We start from the raw sequence: 18,834 nt of genomic DNA, 5'->3' as shown, positions 1-18,834 counted from the left end.
GGCGACGGTACTCATGGCGATCCCGCCTTCCGCTCGAACGGTGCGCTCCGGAGCGCACCGTTCGAGCGGAAGGCGGGATCGCCATGAGTACCGTCGCCGCGAACGCCGCCCAGCAGAAGGTGGCCGGCCGCTACTACCTGATCGAGCGCATCGGCTCCGGCGGGATGGGCTCGGTCTACCGGGCCCGCGACGAGACCGTGCAGCGCGAGGTCGCCGTGAAAGTGTTCCGCGCGGAGGCCTCGAACCCCGAGGACGTGGCCCGCCAGGAGCGCGAGGTGCGGATGCTGAGCTCCTTCGCCCACCCCGGCATCGTCAACCTCTTCGACGCGGGGCTGCACAACTTCGGCGGCGAGGTCCGCCGCTACGTCGTGATGGAGCTCGTCGCCGACCCCACGATGGAGGCGCGGCTCGAGTCCGGCCCCCTCCCGGCGGCGGAGGTCGCGGCGATCGGCACGCAGCTCGCCGAGGCCCTGGCCTACCTGCACGAGCGCGGCGTCGTGCACCGCGACGTGAAGCCCGCGAACATCCTGGTCAGCGAGGTCGCCTCCAGCGGCTACACCCGCACCGCCAAGCTCACCGACTTCGGCGTGGCCCACTTCATGGACGGCTCCCGCCTCACCAGCGACGGCGTCGTGATCGGCACCGCGAGCTTCGTCAGCCCGGAGCAGGTCGCGGGCGAGCCGATCAGCGGAGCGAGCGACGTCTTCTCCCTCGGCCTGGTCCTCCTCGAGGCGATCACCGGTCACCGCGAGTACTCGGGCACCGTCCTCGAGGCGGCCATCGCCCGCCTCCACCGCAGCCCCTCCGTGCCCGACACCCTGCCGGCGGAGTGGCGGGCGCTGCTGACCTCGATGACGCAGCGGGACCCGGAGAAGCGGCCGACCGCCGACGAGGTCGCGCACCGGCTCCGCGGCGGGATGACGACGGGCACGGCGGCGGCCGCGCCGACCGCCTCGGACTCGCGCGCGGCACGGATCCGGCGCTCCGTGATCATCGGCTCGAGCGTGGTCGGCGTCGGCGCGATCGCGGCGCTGTCGTGGATGCTCGGAGCGCTCGCCGGTCGCTGACCGTTCGGGCGCGGGGCCCTAGGCCTCGCCGGGGAACGCGGGACGGAGCACGATCCGCGTCCAGGCGCCCACGTAGATCCGATCGCCCTCCTCGACCTCGCGGCGCTGACCGGCGGCGATCGGCGACTGCGGGAGCGGCGCCCCGGCCGGGGCGAGGTACGTGCCGTTCGCCGACTGCAGATCCTCGACCCACCAGCGGTAGCCGTCGGTGCTCAGCTGGCAGTGGCGCCGCGAGACACCGGAGTCGGAGCCGCAGTCCACCTGCGGCGAGACGCCGCGGGAGACGGACGGGCGGCCGACGAGCAGGGTGCGCTCGCGGAGGACGACGGTCGCGGGCGGGCCGGGCGAGGGCATGGGGTCGTCGGCGCGCTGCTCGGCGTACCACTCCGGGTCGACCCAGAGCTCGGCGATCCACGGGCGGTCCGGGTCCGCGGAGGCGGCGGCGGGGCGGGCGGAGCCGGTGGCCGGCGCGGACGCGGCCTCCTCCTCCGACGCTGAGGCCTCGGGTGCCGCGTCGGGGGCTGCGGCCTCGGGTGCAGGGGCCTCCGGGATCACCTCGGTCGGCGGAGCGGCGGGCGGCGCGGTCGCGACGGGGGTGTCGAAGCCGGCCTCCTGCTCCGGGACCAGCTCGGTCGGAGCCGCGGGATCGGCCTGCGGCGCGGGCGCCTCGCCCAGGTGCTGGGCCGGGTCCCCCGACGGCGTCGCGGAGCCGCCGACCTCGCCCGGAGCGCGGACGGCGCCGGAGGAGGTGAACGGATCGGCCTCGGGGAGGGAGCCGGTCGTGAAGTCGTAGCCGCAGTTCTCGCAGAACAGGGCGCCGGGCTCGTTCGGGAACGAGCAGTGCGGGCAGACCGAGGGGCCGGTCGGGATCGCGGTGGTCGGCGCGGCGGGAGCGGGCGACGGGGCCGCAGCGGCACCGATGGGCGCCCCGCAGACGTCGCAGTAGTCGCCGGACTGCGAGGTGTGCCCCTCGGGACAGCGGAAGCTCACTTGCGCACCCGCGTGGTCTTGGTCGACGCGGTGTCCAGCGCCATCTCGTCGAGGCGGTCCACGCCGCGCTTGAGCCGCACGGTGCCCTCGTTCGGGTTGTCGATCTCGACGACCTTCCGCAGCTTCGCGGTCGCCTCGTCGTTCCCGGTGACGGAGGCGAGCTGCACCGCCCGCCCGAGCTTGACCGTGGCGGTCGCCTCGTCGCCCCGCGCCTTGGCCGCGAGCCCGTCCTGGATCGCGGAGGCGAGCTCGGTCTGGCCGGTGTAGTGGGCGACGGCGGGGTCGATGCGGGCGGTCAGGGCGGAGTCGTCCGTCCAGCGCGCCTTCACCAGGGCGGAGGCGACCACCTCGTCGCGCACGCTGAGCTGCACCCGCGCGGCGAGCTGCTCCGAGCCGACCGGCTTCGACGCGACCCGGACCGCCACGTGGTACTCCCGCGACTCGTCGCCCCAGGCGCCGGTCGGGTAGGCGCCGGTGAGCGGGTTCACGGCGTTCCGCCGGGAGCTGAGGTCCTCGAGGTTCGGCGCGACCTGGCGGACGAAAAGCAGCTGCGCGCCCTGCGGAGTCCAGACGCGGAGCTCGCCGTTGGCGACTCCCCGGCCCATCGACGCCCGCATCAGCGACTCGAAGTCGGCCGCCATGTCGGCCGGGTTCGCGATCAGGCCCACGGTGCCCAGCAGGGCGCTCGCGATGGTGCGCGCCTCCTCGACGATCCAGCGGGAGCCGACGCCGCGCACGTCGCACTGGAAGTCGCCCGACGCCGCGCGGATCGCCGCGTCCAGCTGCATCCGCGACTCGTGCTCGTTCTTGCCGTCGGTGAGGAGGATCGCGTGCCTCTGCGTCGCCTCCGCCACGGTCGCGAACAGCTGGCGGGCGAGGGTCAGCCAGGTGCCCATCGCGGTGCCGCCGTCGGCCTGGAGGTAGCCGATCGCCTCCTTCGCCGCGGCCCGCGCCCCCGGCTCCATCCGCACCATCGAGACGGTGGCATTGGGGTAGGGGAAGGCGCGGTCGGCGCGCTCGGATCCGGCCACGACGGCGAAGAAGGTGCCGTCCAGGATCTGGTCGACGGCCACGGCGGCGGCGCGCTTCGCGGCCGTCATGTTCTCGCCGGTCATCGATCCGGAGCAGTCGACGATGATGATCTCGGCCGCGGCCCCGTCGGACCCGGCGACCCCCGTGCCGGACGCGGTCACCGTGACGATGGCGTGCACGTCGGTGGCGCCGTCCGAGAGGAACTCGTTCTGGAAAACACTCGCGCTGAACTCCGCCATTCCGGCAGTTTACGGGGACGCCCGGCCCGAGCGGCCCTCCATCGCCGAGGATCGGCCGGGCATCGCGGCCCGACGCCTGCACGACAGCTGTCGGGGCGGGCGGAGGCGGGTCGAGCGCCGCCGGAGCGCCCCCGTCAAGCCCGCCGCGACCGGACGCCGCCGATGCCAGGGTGGAGCCGTGCCTCCCTGGACCCTCGCCCTCGCCAGCGGCGCCATCGGCGGCGCCACCCTCCTGATCGGCGCCGCGCTCGCCTGGTTCGTGCGCGTGCCCCCGAAGCTCACCGCCGCGATCTCCGCGTTCGGAGCAGGGGTGCTGATCTCGGCGCTCGCCTACGAGCTCGTGCAGGAGGCGGCGGACGACGGAGGACTGCTCCCGACGATCCTCGGCACGCTCGCGGGAGCCGTCGTCTTCGTCGGCGCGGACGCGCTGCTCACCCGCGCCGGCGCGGGGAACCGCAAGAGCGCGAAGGGGTCGGGCGGAGGAGGAGGCGCGGCCATCGCGGCCGGCGCCCTGATCGACGGGGTCCCCGAATCGATCGTGCTCGGCCTCTCGGTCGCCCAGGGCGGAGCGGGAGCGGCGATCAGCGTGCCCATCGTCGCCGCGGTCGCGATCTCGAACCTCCCCGAGGGCCTGTCCTCGACGGTCGGCATGAAGGCCGACGGCCGCTCCGCCCGCTACGTCTTCACCGTCTGGGGCGGGATCGCCGCGATCTCGGCCGCCGCAGCGCTGGTCGGCTTCCTGGTCTTCGCCACCGCGCCCGGCGCGGTCGTGGCCTTCGTGACGACCGTCGCCGCCGGCGCGATCCTCGCCATGATCTCGAACACGATGATCCCCGAGGCGTTCGACCGCGACGACGTGCTCACCGGGCTGTACGCGGTGCTCGGGTTCGTGACGGCGTTCGCCTTGCACAGTGCTGGTTAGGACGCCGCTCCCCGCGCGGCGTCCCGCAGTCGGCTCGAGCGCATGGCCGGGTCCCGAGGAGCGGGATGCGCACGGCGACGCGGATCCGCTGGAACGCGGATCCCCGGATACGCCTCGCGAGGACGCCGCTGGTTAGGACGCCGCTCCCCGCGCGGCGTCCCGCAGTCGGCTCGAGCGCGCGGCCGGGTCCCGAGGAGCGGGATGCGCACGGCGACGGAGATCCGCTGGAACGCGGATCCCCGGATACGCCTCGCGAGGACGCCGCTGGTTAGGACGCCGCTCCCCGCGCGGCGTCCCGCAGTCGGCTCCAGCGCGGGGCCGGGTCCCGAGGAGCGGGTCGCGCACGGCGACGCGGATCCGCTGGAACGCGGATCCCCGGATACGCCTCGCGAGGACGCCGCTCCCTGCGGCACGGAGTGCGGTCAGCCGCTGAAGGCGGTGAGGGCGTCGTCGAGGATGCCGAGGCCGCGGGCGACCTCGGCGGGGGTGATGACGGCCGGCGGGACCACGTGGATCCGGTTGTCGGCGGTGAAGGGCAGGAGACCGCGGGACAGCAGGTCGGTCTTGAGGCGGGCGACGGAGGCAGCCGGCAGCGGGGTGCGCGCGGCCCGGTCGGTGACCAGCTCCAGGGCCCAGAACACTCCGGAGCCCCGGACCTCGCCGATCAGGTCGTGCTTCGCCTCGAGCGCCGCCAGGCCGGGGGCCAGGTGCTCCGAGCCGATGGTGCGCGCGTTGTCGACGATCCCCTCCTCCTCCATCGCCTGGAGCGTCGCGACGACGCTGGCCGCGGCGAGCGGGTGGCCCGAGTAGGTGAGACCGCCGGGGAAGACGCGCTCGTCGAAGTGGTGGGCGATCGGATCCGAGATGACGACGCCGCCGATCGGGACGTAGCCGGAGTTGACGCCCTTCGCGAAGGTGATCAGGTCGGGGCGCACGTCGAAGGCGTCGAAGGCGAACCACTCCCCTGTGCGGCCGAAGCCCGCCATGACCTCGTCGAGGATCAGCTGGATGCCGTACCGGTCGGCGATCTCGCGGACACCCGCGAGGTAGCCGGGCGGCGGGGTGAGCACGCCGGCGGTGCCGGGGATGGTCTCGAGGAGGAACGCGGCGATCGACTCCGGCCCCTCCGCCTGCACGACGCGCTCGAGGTGGTGGAGCGCGCGCTCGCACTCCTGCTCGAGGGTCTCGGCCCAGAACTCGCTGCGGTACAGGTAGGGCCCGAAGGCGTGCACGTGCCCGCGGGAGTACTCGTTGGGGATGCGGCGCCAGTCGCCGGTCGAGACGATCGCCGCTCCCGTGTTGCCGTGGTACGAGCGGTACAGCGAGACGACCTTGTCGCGGCCGGTGAACAGCCGCGCCATGCGGATCGCGTTCTCGTTCGCATCCGCGCCGCCGTTGGTGAAGAAGACCTTCTCCATGCCCTCGGGCGCCCGCTCGGTGATCAGGCGGGCCGCCTCGGCGCGGGTCTCGTTCGCGTAGGCGGGGCCGACGGTGGTGAGGACGCCCGCCTGCTCCTGGATGGCGGCGACGACCTTCGGGTGCTGGTAGCCGATGGTGACGTTCACGAGCTGGCTCGAGAAGTCGAGGTAGCGGGTGCCGTCGACGTCCCAGACCTCGGCGCCGAGACCGCCCGCGATCGGCAGCGGGTTCAGCGCGCCCTGCGCCGACCAGGAGTGGAACACGCGGGACCGGTCGGCGGCGGTGACCGAGGCGTTGTCGCGGACGGTGGGGGCGGTCGAGGACGTCATGGTCTCCATCGTGCCGCGCGCGCCTCGAGAGCGGCCGTGCGGATCCGTCGATCCGCGGACCCTACGATGGACGGAACGTCGAAGGGAGCCGCGCATGCCCGCGACCGTCCGCGATCTGCTGGCCGAACCGGCCTTCCGCCTGCGCGTGCTCGCCGGCGTCCACGACGAGGCCGACCTCGACGCCCCTCTGGTGTGGGCGCACTCCTCGGACCTCGTCGATCCGACGCCCTGGCTCGAGTCGGGCCAGCTGCTGCTGACCGACGGCGTCCACTTCACCGGGCACGACAGCGCCGAGTTCTCGGAGGAGTACGTCGCCCGGCTGCGCGGCCGCGGCATCCGCGCGCTCGGCTTCGCCACCCGCATCGTGCACGACGAGGTGCCCGCCGCTCTCGTCACGGCGTGCGAGCGCCAGGGCCTGCCGCTGCTGGAGGTGGCGGACCTGACTCCGTTCATGGGGATCATCCGCTTCGTCGCCGACGTGATCTCGCGGGAGCAGCGTGAGCGGCTGGAGTGGTCGCTCGAGGCGCAGCGGCGGGTCGCCCGCGCGGCGCTGCGGCCGGACGGGCTCGCGGCGATCCTCACCGAGCTGGAGCGGCAGCTGGACTGCTGGGTCGCCCTCTACGACGCCGCCGGGCAGAGGGTGCACCTGCCCACCCGGCTCGACGTGCCGGCGGAGGAGGCGGTCGCCGCGGCCGCGAGGCACGCCCTGACCCGCGGCAGCCGAGCGGGACTCCGACTCGACGACGGCGGCGGAGTGACGCTGCAGACGATCGGGCGCCGCGACCACCTGCGCGGGGTGCTCGCCGTGGGCACCGGCACGCCCCTGGACCCGGCGGGCAGCGACCTCGTCGCGAGCGTCATAGCCCTGGCGAGCATCGCGCTGGAGCAGCGGCGCGCGTTGGACTCCTCCCGCCGGCAGCTGCGCTCCGGACTGCTCGAGCTGCTGGCCGCGGGAGCCTTCGACGTCGCCGAGAGCACCGCACGGCGCCTGGGGAGCCCGCTGCCCGCCGAGCCCGTGCGGGTGGTCGTGCTGAGCGCGCCCGTGCACGGCGACTCGCTCCTCGACGAGCTGGAGGTCGTGGCGGAGGAGGACGGCGCGCGCCTGTTCTTCGCCGAGAGGGACGGCTCGCTCGTCGCCGTCGCCGCCGCCGACGGACTCGAGCCGCTGACCGCCGTGCTGGAGCGGCACGGCGCGAGCGCCGGCGCCTCCGCCCCGATCGGCTGGTCGGACCTGGACCGGGGCCTCGAGGAGGCGCGGCGCGCCGCCGAGCGGACAGGAGACGGGACGGTGGTCCGCTTCGAGGACGTCGCCGCCGAGGGGATGATCGGGCTCCTCGCCGCCGCCGGAGCAGCACCGCTCGCCCGCCGGATGCTCTCACCGCTGCTGACCCCCGAGGGAGCCGTGCTGCTCGAGAGCGCCCGCGTCTGGCTCCGCCGCAACGGCGCCTGGGAGCCCGCCGCCCGCGACCTCGGCGTGCACCGTCACACCCTCCGCAACCGCATCACCGCCGTCGAGCGCGCCCTCGGCCTCGACCTCGACGACGTCTCCGCCCGCACCGAGCTCTGGACGGCGCTGCGGCTGCACTCATAGCCGATCTCCTCCTGCGTCGTCGATCGGCCGCGGTCGGCCGGGGAGGGTGGTCGCGCTGGGAAGAGCGGGTCGCGTACCGCGCACGACGATCCGCTCACACGCGGATCGACGGTTGCGCTAGGCGGTGCTCAGGAGCCTCTCTCCTCCTTCGTCGTCGATCGGCCGCGGTCGGCCTCAGGAGGTGGGGACGCTGGGAAGAGCGGGTCGCGTACCGCGCACGACGATCCGCTCCCACGCGGATCGCCGGTTGCGCGGTGCTCAAGAGCCTCTCTCCTCCTGCGTCGTCGATCGGCCGCGGTCGGCCGGGGAGGGTGGTCGCGTTCCGCAGAGCGGGTTGCGTACCGCGCACGACGATCCGCTCCCACGCGGATCGCCGGTTGCGCTCAGCCGTGCTGGTGAGCCTCTCCGGTCGACCCAGCGCCTCCCGCCGGCGCGGAGCGCAACCGGTGATCCGCGTCTCAGCGGATCGACGTGCGCGGAACGCAGGACGCTCTGCGAGACGCGACCACCCTCCCAGGCCGACTGCGGGCGATCGACGACGAAGGAGGAGAGAGCCTAGGAATGCTGCGGGAACCCGAGGTTGATGCCGCCGTGGGAGGGGTCGAGCCAGCGGCTGGTGATGGCCTTCTGCTGGGTGAAGAAGCGGACGCCTTCGGCTCCGTGGGCCTTGGTGTCGCCGAAGAGGGACGCTTTCCAGCCGCCGAAGGAGAACGTGGCGACGGGGACGGGGATGGGGACGTTGATGCCGATCATGCCGACCTCGACCTCGTTCTGGAAGCGGCGGGCCGCTCCTCCGTCGTTGGTGAAGATGGCCGTGCCATTGCCGAACGCGCCGTTGTTGATGAGTGCGACGCCCTCCTCGTAGGAGGCGACGCGGACGATGGAGAGCACCGGTCCGAAGATCTCCTCCGTGTACGCGCGGGAGGTCGTGGGGACCTTGTCGAGCAGGGTCGGGCCGAGCCAGAACCCGTTCGCGTCCCCGTCCACCTCGATGCCGCGGCCGTCGATGACGACCTCCGCGCCGTCCTCCTCCGCGATCGCGATGTAGGAGGCGACCTTGTCGCGGTGCGCCTCGGTGATCAGCGGGCCCATGTCGCAGCCACGGCGGCCGTCGCCGATGCGCAGCTTCGACGCCCTGTCCTGGATCCTGGTGATGAGCTCGTCGGCGACGGGCTCGACCGCGACGACGACCGAGATCGCCATGCACCGCTCGCCCGCCGAGCCGAAGCCGGCGTTGATGGCGGAATCGGCGACGAGGTCGAGGTCCGCGTCGGGGAGCACCAGCATGTGGTTCTTCGCCCCACCGAGGGCCTGGACGCGCTTGCCGTGCTTCGTGCCCGTCTCGTAGACGTACTGCGCGATCGGGGTGGAGCCGACGAAGGAGATCGAGCGGACGTCGGGGTGCTCGAGCAGCCCGTCGACGGCCTGCTTGTCGCCGTTGAGCACCGTGTAGACGCCGTCGGGGAGGCCGGCCTCCTTCCAGAGGGCGCCGAGCCAGATCGCCGGGGACGGGTCCTTCTCGGAGGGCTTCACCACGACGGTGTTGCCGGCGGCGATGGCGATGGGGAAGAACCACATCGGCACCATCGCAGGGAAGTTGAAGGGGGAGATGATCCCGACAACGCCCAGCGGCTGCTTGGTCGAGTAGACGTCGACGCCGGTGGAGACCTGCTCCGAGTACTCGCCCTTGAGGTGGTGCGCGAGACCGGTCGCGAACTCCACGACCTCCTGGCCTCGGGTGATCTCGCCGAGCGCGTCCGAGACGACCTTGCCGTGCTCCGACGTGATCAGCTCGGCGAGCTCCTGCTTCTTCGCCTCGAGGAGCTCGCGGAAGCGGAAGACGATCTGCTGCCGCTTCGCGAGCGACGTGTCGCGCCAGGCGGGGAAGGCGGCCTTCGCGGAGGCGACGGCGGAGTCCACCTCGGCGGAGTCGGCGAGCGCGACCTCCTTGGTCGCGACTCCCAGCGCCGGGTCGTAGACGGGAGCGGTGCGGCCGGACGAGGAGGCCGAGGGAGCCCCGTCGATCCAGTGGCCGACGACGGACAGGGCGGTGGCGGGCTCGGCGATGCTCATGGCGACGACTGTAGGGGCGTGACCACGGCCGCGGGGGTGCCGATCCGTCCAGCGGTGGAGGGGTGGTCTGGACGGATCGGCGCGCTCAGTCGGTGGGACGGGAGGCGTCGGCGTCGGGCGAGGGGGTGGCCGCGTCGGGGCTCGAGGCGGCGGGGTCGGCCGCGCTCGGGTCCGCAGCGCCGAGGTCGGCGGCGCCGGCGTCGGCGGCATCCTGCTCGGCTGTACCGGTCTCCTCACCGCGCACCTCGGCAGCGGACGCTTCAGCCGCTGCCTCCGGCGCACCCGCCGGGTCGAACCGCGCCAGCGCCGCCGTGATGTTGTCGTGCCCACCGCGCTCGTTCGCCCAGGCGACCAGCGCCTCCGCGAGCGTGACCGGATCCGCGCCCACCCGCTCCTGCGCCTCGCGCAGCACGCGCGCGAGGTCCTCGGCGGCGGACGCGTAGTTCCACAGCCCGTCGGAGCAGACCAGAACCCAGCCCGGCTCGGTCAGCTCCTCGGAGGCGACCCGCGGCTCCTCGTCGTGCGCGTCGGCGCCGAGCCAGCGGGTGATGGCGTGAGCGTCGGGCGCCGTCTCGGCCTGCTCCCGCGGCACTCCCGAGGCGATCTGCTCCTGCGCCCACGAATCGTCGACCGTGAGCTGCCGCGGCTCGCCCGCGTCCGGCATCCAGTAGCTGCGGCTGTCGCCCACGTTGCCCGTGACGAGCAGCGCGCCGTCCAGCACCGCCGCGGTGAAGGTGCACGAGGGCGGATTCGACCGCTTCTCGGGCACGGCCGCGTCGATCGCTCCGGAGGCGCGCGCGGTGGCCATCTGCAGCAGCGCGCGCCAGCGGTCCGCTCCCGCGCTCTCCCCGCCGACCTCGGCCTGCAGCGCGCTGAGTGCCGCACGGGCCGCGGCGAGCGACGCCTTGTCGGAGTCGGGGGTCGAGGAGACCCCGTCGCAGACCACCAGCAGCGCCGTCCTCAGAGAGCCGTCGGCGCCGGTGGTCGCCCCGAGCGCCATCGCGTCCTCGTTGGCCGGGTGCCGGAGCCCGCGGTCGCAGACGCCGCCGACCAGCGGGTGCGGCGCTTCAGCCCAGTGCTCGCGCTCGGTCGGAGCGGGGCGTCCGCACTGCTCGCAGTAGCCGTCCTCGGCGACCGCTCCCCCGCAGTAGACGCAGGTGGCGGATCCTCCGACGGCGACGGGCGGAGCGGAGGGGGTGGCCGCGACGATCAGCGGCGTCCCGCAGGCCTCGCAGAACGCGTCGCCCGTCGTGACCGGCTCGCCGCAGTTCGGGCAGGGAGTCGACAGCGCGCCGCTCATGTCAGCGTCCAGCGTCGGACCTCGTTGGCCCGGTCGACGAGGCGCAGGCGCTCGTCGCGCTCGCGAGTGGAGGCGGCGAGCGCGCGGTAGGAGGCCTCGAGGCCGTCGCGGATGGCGGCCTCGTTCGCCTCGACCCCGCCGAGGGTCGCTCCCTCGGCCGGGCCGTCGCGCCGCACCAGCTCGAGGGCGGAGGCGAGGACCTGAGTCGTGAGCTCGAGGCGGGTCCGCTGATCGATCGACACGGAGTCGACGCTCGCGAGGGCGGCCGAGAGCGCGGGCAGCCCGCGGCCCGACTCCGCCAGCAGCTCCGCCCGGCGGCGGCGCGCGTCGGAGTAGGAGGAGCGCGTGGGCGCGACGATGTCGAGCGCGTCGAGCGCCCCGTCGAGGTCGGAGCGCAGCTGCCGCACCCGCGCGAGACCGAAGGCGGCGGGTGCCGTGTAGTTCGCGTCGGCGCGGGCGCAGATCACGTAGAGGGACTCGGCGACCTCGGGCTCACCGCTCGCCTCGCACGCCGCGGCGAGCGCGAGCTTCGGGGCGAGCTCGCCGGGGACCTGCCCGTAGACGGTGTTGAAGGAGGCGCGGGCCCCGATGTCGTCGCCGCGCGCGAGCTGCGCGAGACCGCTCATCCAGACCGCCCGCCACTCCCACGGGTCCTCCGTGAGGATCTCGCCCGTCGCGCGGGCCGCCTCCTCCCAGCGCTGCGCCTCGATCGCCGCCCGGGCGCGGGCGAGCCGCACCTCGACCGTCACGGTGGGCGCGAGCGCGAGAGCGCGCAGGCGCACGATCGGGTCGGCGACGTTCACGCCCGCGAGCCACGACCGGGCGGGATCGGACTCGTCGCGGCGGAGCGCCGGCAGCGCGTCCCACGGCGGGACGCGGTCGACCACGTCGGCCACGGGCGCCTCGAACAGGGCCGACTCCGTCGAGTGCAGCGCGGGGTGTCCGGGACCGCGGTCGGTCGCGACGACCTCGCGCAGCACCCCGAGCAGCTGGCCGCGCATCTCGTCCACCGTGGCGAAGCGGTCCTGCGGGTCGGGAGCGCACGCCTTCGCGATCAGGCGGTAGAAGGAGTCGTAGCGCTGGAACAGCGGCGTCTCCGACACCGGCGGCAGCGAGGCGACGAAGGTCGTCTGGTTGCCGCGGAAGTCGAGCACCAGCGAGGCCAGCGTGCGGCCGATCGTGTAGACGTCGGAGGCGACCGAGGGACCGAGGTCGGCGACCTCCGGAGCCTGGTAGCCGACGGTGCCGTAGATGGCGGAGTCCTCGTCGTCGATCCGGCGCACTCCGCCGAGGTCGATCAGCTTGACCTGGTCGCCCACCTGGATCATGTTGTCCGGCTTGAAGTCGCAGTAGAGCAGGCCGTGGTCGTGCAGGTAGGCGAAGGCGGGCATGACCTCGAGCACGAAGGCGAGCGCCTGGTCCACCGGCAGCGGATCCGCGGCGCCGCCGTTGGCGTCCAGCCGCTCCTTCAGGATCTGCTTGAGGCTCGGCCCGCCGACGTACTCCATCACGATGTAGCCGGCGCCGTCGTGCAGGACGAAGTTGTAGATCTCGACGATCAGCGGGTGCTCGACCTCGGCCAGGAACCGGCGCTCGGTGACGGCCGCGGCGTACGCGTCGGGGTCGCCGGAGTTGAGCAGGCCCTTGAGCACCACCCAGCGCCCCGAGACGTTCCGGTCGCGCGCGAGGTAGATCCAGCCGAGGCCGCCGTAGGCCAGGCAGCCGACGACCTCGTACTGGCCGCCGACCACGTCGCCCTTCACCAGCTGCGGAGTGAACGAGAACGGCGTGCGGCAGTTGGGGCAGAACCCCTCGGTGCGGCCGGGCCGACCGTCGCGCCCGCGGCCGACGGCGGTGCCGCAGTGCGAGCAGAAGCGCTTGCGCTCGGGGAGGACCGCCTCGGTCATCAGAGCGGCCATCGGGTCGGCGGCCGGGCGGGACGGGACGGTGGTGAGCCCGGCGCCGAGCCTCGGGCCGCGCAGTCGGGTCGAGGTGGTGCCGACGCGGCGGGTGACCTTCGAGCCGGTCTGCGCCGTGCGGGCGGAGCCGAGGGCGGCGGTGGCGAGGCGGGCGGAGGAGGTGCGCGTGCTGCGCGCGGTGGCCGACTCCTCCGCGGGCCCGGGTGCCGTGGCGCCGGGGGTGCCCTCGACGAAGCCGGTGCCGAAGGCGGCGGAGGCGGTGGCCGGCGGGGAGGCCGGAGCGGCGCGGCGCGCGGTCGGCGTGGAGGCGGCGGCGCCCTCCTCGGGCGGGAGGCCGCAGACGTTGCAGTAGCCGTCCTCGATCGTCCCGGTGCAGCCGGGAGTCGCGGTGCAGGGGGCGCCGTTCATGGGGTGGCCTTCCGGTGGTGCGCGGGGTCGGGCTGCGGGAGGTCGCGGGTGACGACGTCGTACTGCTCGACCAGGTGACGGGCGAGCGGGACGGAGCACGGCACCGTGTCGAGGGCTGCGCGCACCTCCTCCTCGGCCGCGACGCCGACGGCGGTGGCAGCGCGGCCGTTGCCCTCGGCACGCTCCCGCAGTGCCCGGAGGCGGAAGCCGAGGGCGGCCCGTTCGCGCAGCGGCGAGGTGTAGGCGGCCTCGACCGCGTCGAACGCGCGGCCGACCGCGGTGAGCCGGGCGAGGTGCGCGTCGAGCGCCTCGCGGTCGGACGGAGGATCGCCCAGCCGGGAGACGTCGGGCACGGCCAGCCGCGGCGGGTCGGCGATCTCGCGGCGGCAGCGGGCCACGAGCTCGCGCAGCGGCGCCTCGCGTCGCTCGGCCGCCTCCGCCAGCTCGCGCGCCCGACGGCGGTCGCGCTCGAGTCCGCGCCGCTCGGACGCGGCGATGATCAGGTCGCGCTCGAGCCGGGCGGAGTCGCTCTCGAGCTGGCCGAGCGGCCCCGACACGTCGGCTCCCCGGCCCGCCCGCTCGGCGAGCGCGTCGAGGCGGGAGCGCAGCACGGCGACCCGCTCCGCCCGCTCGCGGTCGACCGTGCCGCCGCCGTCACGGGTGAGGTCGCGGCAGCGCTCGATCTCGGCGCGCACCCCCACGATCCGTCCGGCGACGTCGGTGCCGCTGGGGTCGAGCTCGAGCCGGGAGCGCAGCTGGCCGACGACCGCGTCGCAGAGGCGCACCGCCTCCACCAGCGAGACCGCGCCGCTCCCGGAGGCGTCGAGACGGCCCCAGATCAGCTGAGACATCCGCTCGCGCGCCACGACGTCGACGCGGCCGGAGTCCCAGACCGCCTCGAGCTCGGCGAGGCGCCGGGTGACGGACTCGCGGAGCGACTGGGCGAGCACCACGTCGGCCGTGTAGTTCTCGGCCTGCGGCGACGCCAGCGCGGCGGCGTCCAGCCGCGAGAGCTCGCGCGTGGTCCGCTGGAGCCAGCGGGTGAGAGCGGCGAGGTACTCGAAGAGCTCGCGCTGCGGCGCGGCCTCCCCGAGCCGGCCCGGAGCGACGGGGGTCCCCTCCGCGAGACCGGTGCTCATCGGCCGTACACCGGGGCCGGCGGCGAGGCCTCGCCGAGGACCCCGAGCCAGCGCTCGTAGATGCTCTGCCAGCGGCCGTCGCTGCGGATGCTCTCGAGCGAGGCGTTGACGAAGCGCACGAAGTCGGGGTCGTCGGCGGGCAGGCCGAGGCCGTAGGGCTCCGAGCTCAGGGCGTCGCCGACGACCTTCGCGTACGGGTCCTGCGCCACGAAGCCCGCGAGGATCGTGTCGTCGCCCGCGATGGCGTCGACCTCTCCTGCCTGGAAGAGGGCGAGGCACTGCGAGTGCGTGGCGGCCTCGACGGCCTCGACCTCCGGGTAGTCGTTCTGCAGGCGGCTGAGCGTCGTGGTGCCGCTGGGCGCGCAGACCCTCTCGCCGTCGAGGTCGCCGATGCCCGTGATCGGGACGCCGTCGGGGTCGTCGGAGACGAGCACCTTGAGGCCGGCGTCGTAGTACTCGGACGAGAAGGCGATCGAGCTCCAGCGATCGCAGGTCATCGTGAGGGTGCGGGCCACCATGTCGACCTGCGGGGCGCCGTCGCCGCCGGTGAGCGCGGGGAGGCGCTGAGCGGAGGTGATCACGACGTAGTCGATGGAGTCGCTGCCGAGGATCGCCCGGGCGACCTCGCGGGCGATGTCGACGTCGAAGCCCTCGATCGCCCCCGTGATCGGGTTGCGGGCGCTCATCAGGAGGGTGTCGGCCGAGACGCCGACGCGCAGGGTCCCGCGCCCGCGGATCTCCGTGAGCCTGGTGCTGTCGGTCACGCCGGTCGGCGCGTAGGAGGTGACCGCCGAGGGCGAGCAGTCCGCCGCGGCAGGAGCGGCGGGAGCGGACGCGCTCGCCGTCGGAGTCGGGGTCGCCGCGGCGAGGGGCGTGCCGAGGTCGTCCGCCCCCGTCGTGCAGCCGGTGAGGGCGAGAGCCGCGGCGGTGGCCAGGGCGAGGGCGGCGGCGCGCAGGCGGTTCATCGGTACTCCTCCAGTCGCTGGGCGATGCCGCGCCAGGCGAACACGGCTCCGGCGAGACCGGCCGCCAGCAGGATCCACGAGACGAGGGTCGCGAACTCCGCACCTCTGTCGAGCGTGGTGGCGGCGGCCAGGGCCTTCTCCTGCACCACGTCGCGGGCGTCGTCGGAGAAGGTGGTGAAGAGGTCGTTCGGCGTGCCGTTCCCGGTGATCGTGGCGACGCGGACGGCCTGGTCCCAGTTCCCGGCGTCGTCCGCGGCGCGGATCTCCTCGTGGAACGACTGCCACTGCCCGAACTCGTCGACGAGCCGCGTCCTCGCCAGCTCGTCCTGCAGGTCGCCCGAGAGCTTCTCCCGGGCGGAGTCGACGGCCTGGGTGTAGCGCTCCTCGAGGGCGGCGCCGGAGCCGCGCTTGATCAGCGTGAAGCTCTCGAGCGACTTGGCGTCGCTCGCGGCGATGAGCGCGTTCGACACGGTGAGCGCCTCGCGGTAGGACTCGACCCGTGCCGTCCCCGCGTCCGCCGCGACCGATCCGTAGGCGACCGCCCCGCCGACGCCGACGACCAGCAGGAGGGCGGTCCCCGTGGCGAGCGGGCGGTTGAGGTAGCGGTGCGTGCGGCGGGCGAGCCAGAGCTGCGCCGCCAGGAGGAGGACCAGCATCACGAGCGAGCCGATCATGAGCAGGACGCTCCAGCGGACGGCGTCGTAGGCGGCCGCGACCCGGTCAGCGCCGGAGTCGACGAGCCCGTCGAGGTCCTCGAGGATGCCGCCGTCCCCCGAGAGGGCCGTCGACGCCTGGTCGAGATACGCCGAGGCGACGGGGAAGCCCTGCCGGTTGTTGGCCCGCGCCTGCTCGATCAGCCCGCTGTAGGTCGTGATGCTGCTGGCGACCCGGGCGAGGGCCCGGGTGTCCGCCGAGTCGGCGGCCGAGAGTCCGGCGATCGCGGAGGCGGCGCCGGTGAGGCTCGAGACGTACGACGCCCGCAGCTCGGTCGGCTCCAGTCCGCCGACGAGGAAGGTGTTGGCCGCGATCGCGTTGGCGTCCACCAGCAGCGTGCGGACGTTCTGCACGCCGAGGAGCTGCGCCGACTGCTCCCGGGCCGTCGTCGCGGCGCGCGCCTGCATCGCTCCTGCCTGCTGCGCGAACACGCCGAACAGCACGGCCGCCAGCGCCGTCAGGGCGAGCAGGAGGCGCAGGGTGGCCGGAGTGGTCGCGGTCGCGCGGGCCAGCAGCGACGGCTTCCGCTGCGCCGGCCGGTTGGCGACCTGGACGAGGGGCGGCTCGGGGATCCTCTGCGCGGGCGGCGCGGCGGGTGCGGTGCTCAACGGCTCTCCTCCTCGGGGTCGTCGGTGACGGGGACGGCCGCGCCGCTCGGGGAGGCGTCCGCCTGCCGGAGGGCCTCCTCCGAGCCCTCGACCGAGCCCTCGTCGTCGTCGCCGGCTCCGTCCGGGCTGCTCGAGGCTTCGGGGCTCTCCACCACGTCCTCGGGGAGCAGGATGCGCAGCTCGTCGAGCGTCGGCTCCTCCACGTCGCGGAGGCGCCAGGCGTGCCGGGCGATCGCCGCGTCGAGGACGTTGCGGACCCAGCGCCCGTTGCCGAACGCCTCTGTGCGCTGCTGCGCCGAGGCGAGGCCCGCGAACGCGGCGAGCGCCTCCTCCGTCGGCTCGAAGTCCGCGGAGGCGGCGAGGCGGCCGAAGATCGCCGAGAGCTCGTCGTCGGAGTAGTCGGCGAAGTCGATCGTGGTCGAGAAGCGGCTGGCGAGACCCGGGTTCGTGTCGAGGAAGCCCTGCATCGGCCCGGAGTAGCCGGCGACGATCACGACGAGGTCGCCGCGGTGGTCCTCCATGTCCTTCACGAGGGTGGTGACCGCCTCCGCGCCGTACTGGTCGAGCGCGAGCGCGTAGGCCTCGTCGATGAAGAGGACGCCGCCGCGCGCGGAGGCGATCACCTCCGCGGTCTTCGTCGCGGTCTGCCCGAGGTAGCCGGCCACCAGCTCCGATCGGTCGACCTCGACGAGCACGCCCTTCGAGAGGATGCCGAGCGAGCGGTAGATCCGCGAGACCAGCCGCGCCACCGTCGTCTTGCCCGTGCCGGGGTTCCCCGTGAAGACGAGGTGGCGGGTGAGCGTGGGCGTGCTGAGTCCGGCGGCCTGGCGCAGGGTGTCGATCCGGAGCAGCTGCGTCTGCCGCTTGATCTCGCTCTTCACCCGGTCGAGGCCGATCAGCGCGTCGAGCTCGGCGAGCAGGTCGTCGATGGACTCCGGCGGGTCGAGCGGCTCCGGCTCGGAGGCGGGCTCCGCGGCGGGAGCGGCGGCGGGCGCCGGCTCGTCCTGAGGACCGTCGTGCTCGGTCCGGCGGAGGCGCTCGAGGATCTCGTCGACCCCGGGCACGCCGGCGGGCAGACCGGTCGGCAGGTCGGCGCCCGCGGCACCGTCCGGCGACCGGCCGGTCGTGTGCGGTACTCCTCCGCTCGTCGTCGGAGCGGCGCCCCGGGCGCCCGGGACGGCGGAGAGCTGGGCCGCGGCGGTCGCGGAGGCGGAGGCGATGCCGCCGATGCCCGGGTCGCCGAGAGCGCTGGCCGCCGAGACGACCTCGGTCAGGGCGCGGGCGTAGGCGGAGGAGTGGTGAGAGCCCGCGCCGACCAGGGCGGCCAGCTGATCGGTCGGCCCCGACCGCCAGCGCCGGCCGCTCGAGGCGGCGGTGAAGAACGCCTCCAGACCGCCCGTCGCGCCGGTCGCGGCGAGCCAGTCCTGCCCGGCGCCGCGGATCGACTCGGCGACGGCGGCGGCCAGCCGCGCACCCTCGTCGCGGACGGCCGCGGCGTCGAGGCCGGCGGCCGTCCCCGCGAGCACGAGGGCGTCCAGCGCCGGGGCGAGCGCGGTCACGAGGCGCTCGGCGGGGTCAGCGAGCCGGATCCGGACGGCGCTCCCGGCTGCGGAGGCGCGTCGAGACCGCTCGGGGAGAGCGAGGACTCCGTGAACTTCTCGGCCAGGAACTGCCCGTGCGCGATCAGCGCCGAGGCGTCCTGCCGCGAGACGGCGTCCGAGATGCGGTCGAGCGTGCCTCCGAGGAGGTCGAGCTGGTCGCAGAGGATCATCAGCGAGGTCTTCCCCCTGTGCACGGCGCGGCGGTCGGCGAAGTCCCTCGGCAGGCGGAGGTAGCCCTCCACCGCCTCGGGGAGGTAGCTGGTCGCGGTCGCGACGACGGTGTGGCCCTGCCGGCTCATCCCGCCGAGGCGGTCGAGACGGGGCACCATCTCGCGGACCGTCTCGTCGATCCGCTGGATGCGCGCCGCGACGATGCCGGGAACCCGGCCCTCCGTCCGCGTGCCGACCCTGTCGAGCGCCGCGAGGATGTCGTCGCTCGTCGGGACGCTCGGCAGAGCGGGCGCGGTCTCCTCCGGCGCCGCGGGGGCACCCGTGAACAGTCGGGAGAACCAGCCCAT

The 18,834-nt window shown here is 74.3% G+C and carries 14 protein-coding genes; 3 read left to right on the top strand and 11 right to left on the bottom strand.

Features of this window, described 5'->3' with window-relative positions:
- The first annotated feature begins 83 nt into the window (after positions 1-83).
- Entirely contained in the window at positions 84-1,067 is a 984-nt protein-coding gene (locus C5D36_RS04670) for a serine/threonine-protein kinase (RefSeq protein WP_104295296.1), read from the top strand.
- Positions 1,068-1,085: 18 nt separating this feature from the next.
- On the opposite strand, the gene C5D36_RS04665 is transcribed toward C5D36_RS04670, so the two are convergent.
- On the bottom strand, positions 1,086-2,057 hold the full coding sequence (locus C5D36_RS04665) for an FHA domain-containing protein (protein ID WP_104295295.1): 972 nt from the start codon (positions 2,055-2,057) through the stop codon (positions 1,086-1,088).
- Positions 2,054-3,328 carry a VWA domain-containing protein gene (locus C5D36_RS04660; protein ID WP_104295294.1) on the bottom strand — a complete coding sequence of 425 codons (1,275 nt, stop codon included), beginning with the start codon at positions 3,326-3,328 and terminating at the stop codon, positions 2,054-2,056. The genes C5D36_RS04665 and C5D36_RS04660 overlap by 4 nt, the downstream gene beginning before the upstream one ends.
- 178 nt (positions 3,329-3,506) lie before the next feature.
- Between C5D36_RS04660 and C5D36_RS04655 the strand changes: the two genes are divergently transcribed.
- Positions 3,507-4,250: a ZIP family metal transporter gene (locus tag C5D36_RS04655; protein WP_104223842.1), complete on the top strand. Its 744-nt coding sequence runs from the start codon at positions 3,507-3,509 to the stop codon at positions 4,248-4,250.
- A 422-nt stretch (positions 4,251-4,672) separates the two neighbouring features.
- Here the strand turns inward: C5D36_RS04655 and C5D36_RS04650 are convergent, their stop codons facing one another.
- A complete protein-coding gene (locus C5D36_RS04650; RefSeq protein ID WP_104267132.1) occupies positions 4,673-5,998 on the bottom strand; it encodes an aspartate aminotransferase family protein in 1,326 nt (441 codons plus the stop codon).
- A gap of 94 nt (positions 5,999-6,092) precedes the next feature.
- On the opposite strand from C5D36_RS04650, the gene C5D36_RS04645 reads away from it, so the two are divergent.
- Complete coding sequence (locus C5D36_RS04645; protein WP_181072766.1) at positions 6,093-7,589, top strand: PucR family transcriptional regulator; 1,497 nt, start codon at positions 6,093-6,095, stop codon at positions 7,587-7,589.
- A gap of 555 nt (positions 7,590-8,144) precedes the next feature.
- Here the strand turns inward: C5D36_RS04645 and C5D36_RS04640 are convergent.
- From C5D36_RS04640 to C5D36_RS04605, 8 genes are all read right to left on the bottom strand, one after another.
- A complete protein-coding gene (locus C5D36_RS04640) occupies positions 8,145-9,662 on the bottom strand; it encodes a CoA-acylating methylmalonate-semialdehyde dehydrogenase (RefSeq protein WP_104295292.1) in 1,518 nt (505 codons plus the stop codon).
- A gap of 85 nt (positions 9,663-9,747) precedes the next feature.
- Positions 9,748-10,962, bottom strand: coding sequence for a PP2C family serine/threonine-protein phosphatase (locus C5D36_RS04635; protein WP_104295291.1), 1,215 nt, complete (start codon positions 10,960-10,962; stop codon positions 9,748-9,750).
- Positions 10,959-13,289: a serine/threonine-protein kinase gene (locus tag C5D36_RS04630; protein ID WP_104223838.1), complete on the bottom strand. Its 2,331-nt coding sequence runs from the start codon at positions 13,287-13,289 to the stop codon at positions 10,959-10,961. Before C5D36_RS04630 ends, C5D36_RS04635 begins: the two co-directional genes overlap by 4 nt.
- Positions 13,286-14,428 (bottom strand): hypothetical protein, encoded by a 1,143-nt coding sequence (locus C5D36_RS04625; protein ID WP_104295290.1) that lies wholly within the window; start codon positions 14,426-14,428, stop codon positions 13,286-13,288. The genes C5D36_RS04630 and C5D36_RS04625 overlap by 4 nt, the downstream gene beginning before the upstream one ends.
- Positions 14,425-15,393, bottom strand: coding sequence for a glutamate ABC transporter substrate-binding protein (locus C5D36_RS04620; protein WP_104295289.1), 969 nt, complete (start codon positions 15,391-15,393; stop codon positions 14,425-14,427). Before C5D36_RS04620 ends, C5D36_RS04625 begins: the two co-directional genes overlap by 4 nt.
- The gene (locus C5D36_RS04615; RefSeq protein ID WP_104295288.1) at positions 15,390-16,715 is read right to left on the bottom strand and encodes a hypothetical protein; all 1,326 of its coding nucleotides are present in this window, start codon (positions 16,713-16,715) and stop codon (positions 15,390-15,392) included. The genes C5D36_RS04620 and C5D36_RS04615 overlap by 4 nt, the downstream gene beginning before the upstream one ends.
- The gene (locus C5D36_RS04610; protein ID WP_104295287.1) at positions 16,712-18,274 is read right to left on the bottom strand and encodes an AAA family ATPase; all 1,563 of its coding nucleotides are present in this window, start codon (positions 18,272-18,274) and stop codon (positions 16,712-16,714) included. Before C5D36_RS04610 ends, C5D36_RS04615 begins: the two co-directional genes overlap by 4 nt.
- Positions 18,271-18,834 (bottom strand): hypothetical protein, encoded by a 564-nt coding sequence (locus tag C5D36_RS04605; RefSeq protein ID WP_104267137.1) that lies wholly within the window; start codon positions 18,832-18,834, stop codon positions 18,271-18,273. The genes C5D36_RS04610 and C5D36_RS04605 overlap by 4 nt, the downstream gene beginning before the upstream one ends.

This window comes from Rathayibacter sp. AY1C6 (assembly GCF_002931535.1).
Taxonomy (GTDB): Bacteria; Actinomycetota; Actinomycetes; order Actinomycetales; family Microbacteriaceae; genus Rathayibacter.
Note: the sequence above shows the minus strand (reverse complement) of the source record. Positions and strands in the feature narration are given on the sequence as shown.

Excerpts from the sequence above, each read along its gene's own strand:
- C5D36_RS04625 (WP_104295290.1), bottom strand. The coding sequence starts at position 14,428 with ATGAGCACCGGTCTCGCGGAGGGGACCCCCGTCGCTCCGGGCCGGCTC.
- C5D36_RS04620 (WP_104295289.1), bottom strand. The coding sequence starts at position 15,393 with ATGAACCGCCTGCGCGCCGCCGCCCTCGCCCTGGCCACCGCCGCGGCT.
- C5D36_RS04605 (WP_104267137.1), bottom strand. The coding sequence starts at position 18,834 with ATGGGCTGGTTCTCCCGACTGTTCACGGGTGCCCCCGCGGCGCCGGAG.
- C5D36_RS04645 (WP_181072766.1), top strand. The coding sequence starts at position 6,093 with ATGCCCGCGACCGTCCGCGATCTGCTGGCCGAACCGGCCTTCCGCCTG.
- C5D36_RS04650 (WP_104267132.1), bottom strand. The coding sequence starts at position 5,998 with ATGACGTCCTCGACCGCCCCCACCGTCCGCGACAACGCCTCGGTCACC.
- C5D36_RS04640 (WP_104295292.1), bottom strand. The coding sequence starts at position 9,662 with ATGAGCATCGCCGAGCCCGCCACCGCCCTGTCCGTCGTCGGCCACTGG.
- C5D36_RS04670 (WP_104295296.1), top strand. The coding sequence starts at position 84 with ATGAGTACCGTCGCCGCGAACGCCGCCCAGCAGAAGGTGGCCGGCCGC.
- C5D36_RS04660 (WP_104295294.1), bottom strand. The coding sequence starts at position 3,328 with ATGGCGGAGTTCAGCGCGAGTGTTTTCCAGAACGAGTTCCTCTCGGAC.
- C5D36_RS04630 (WP_104223838.1), bottom strand. The coding sequence starts at position 13,289 with ATGAACGGCGCCCCCTGCACCGCGACTCCCGGCTGCACCGGGACGATC.
- C5D36_RS04635 (WP_104295291.1), bottom strand. The coding sequence starts at position 10,962 with ATGAGCGGCGCGCTGTCGACTCCCTGCCCGAACTGCGGCGAGCCGGTC.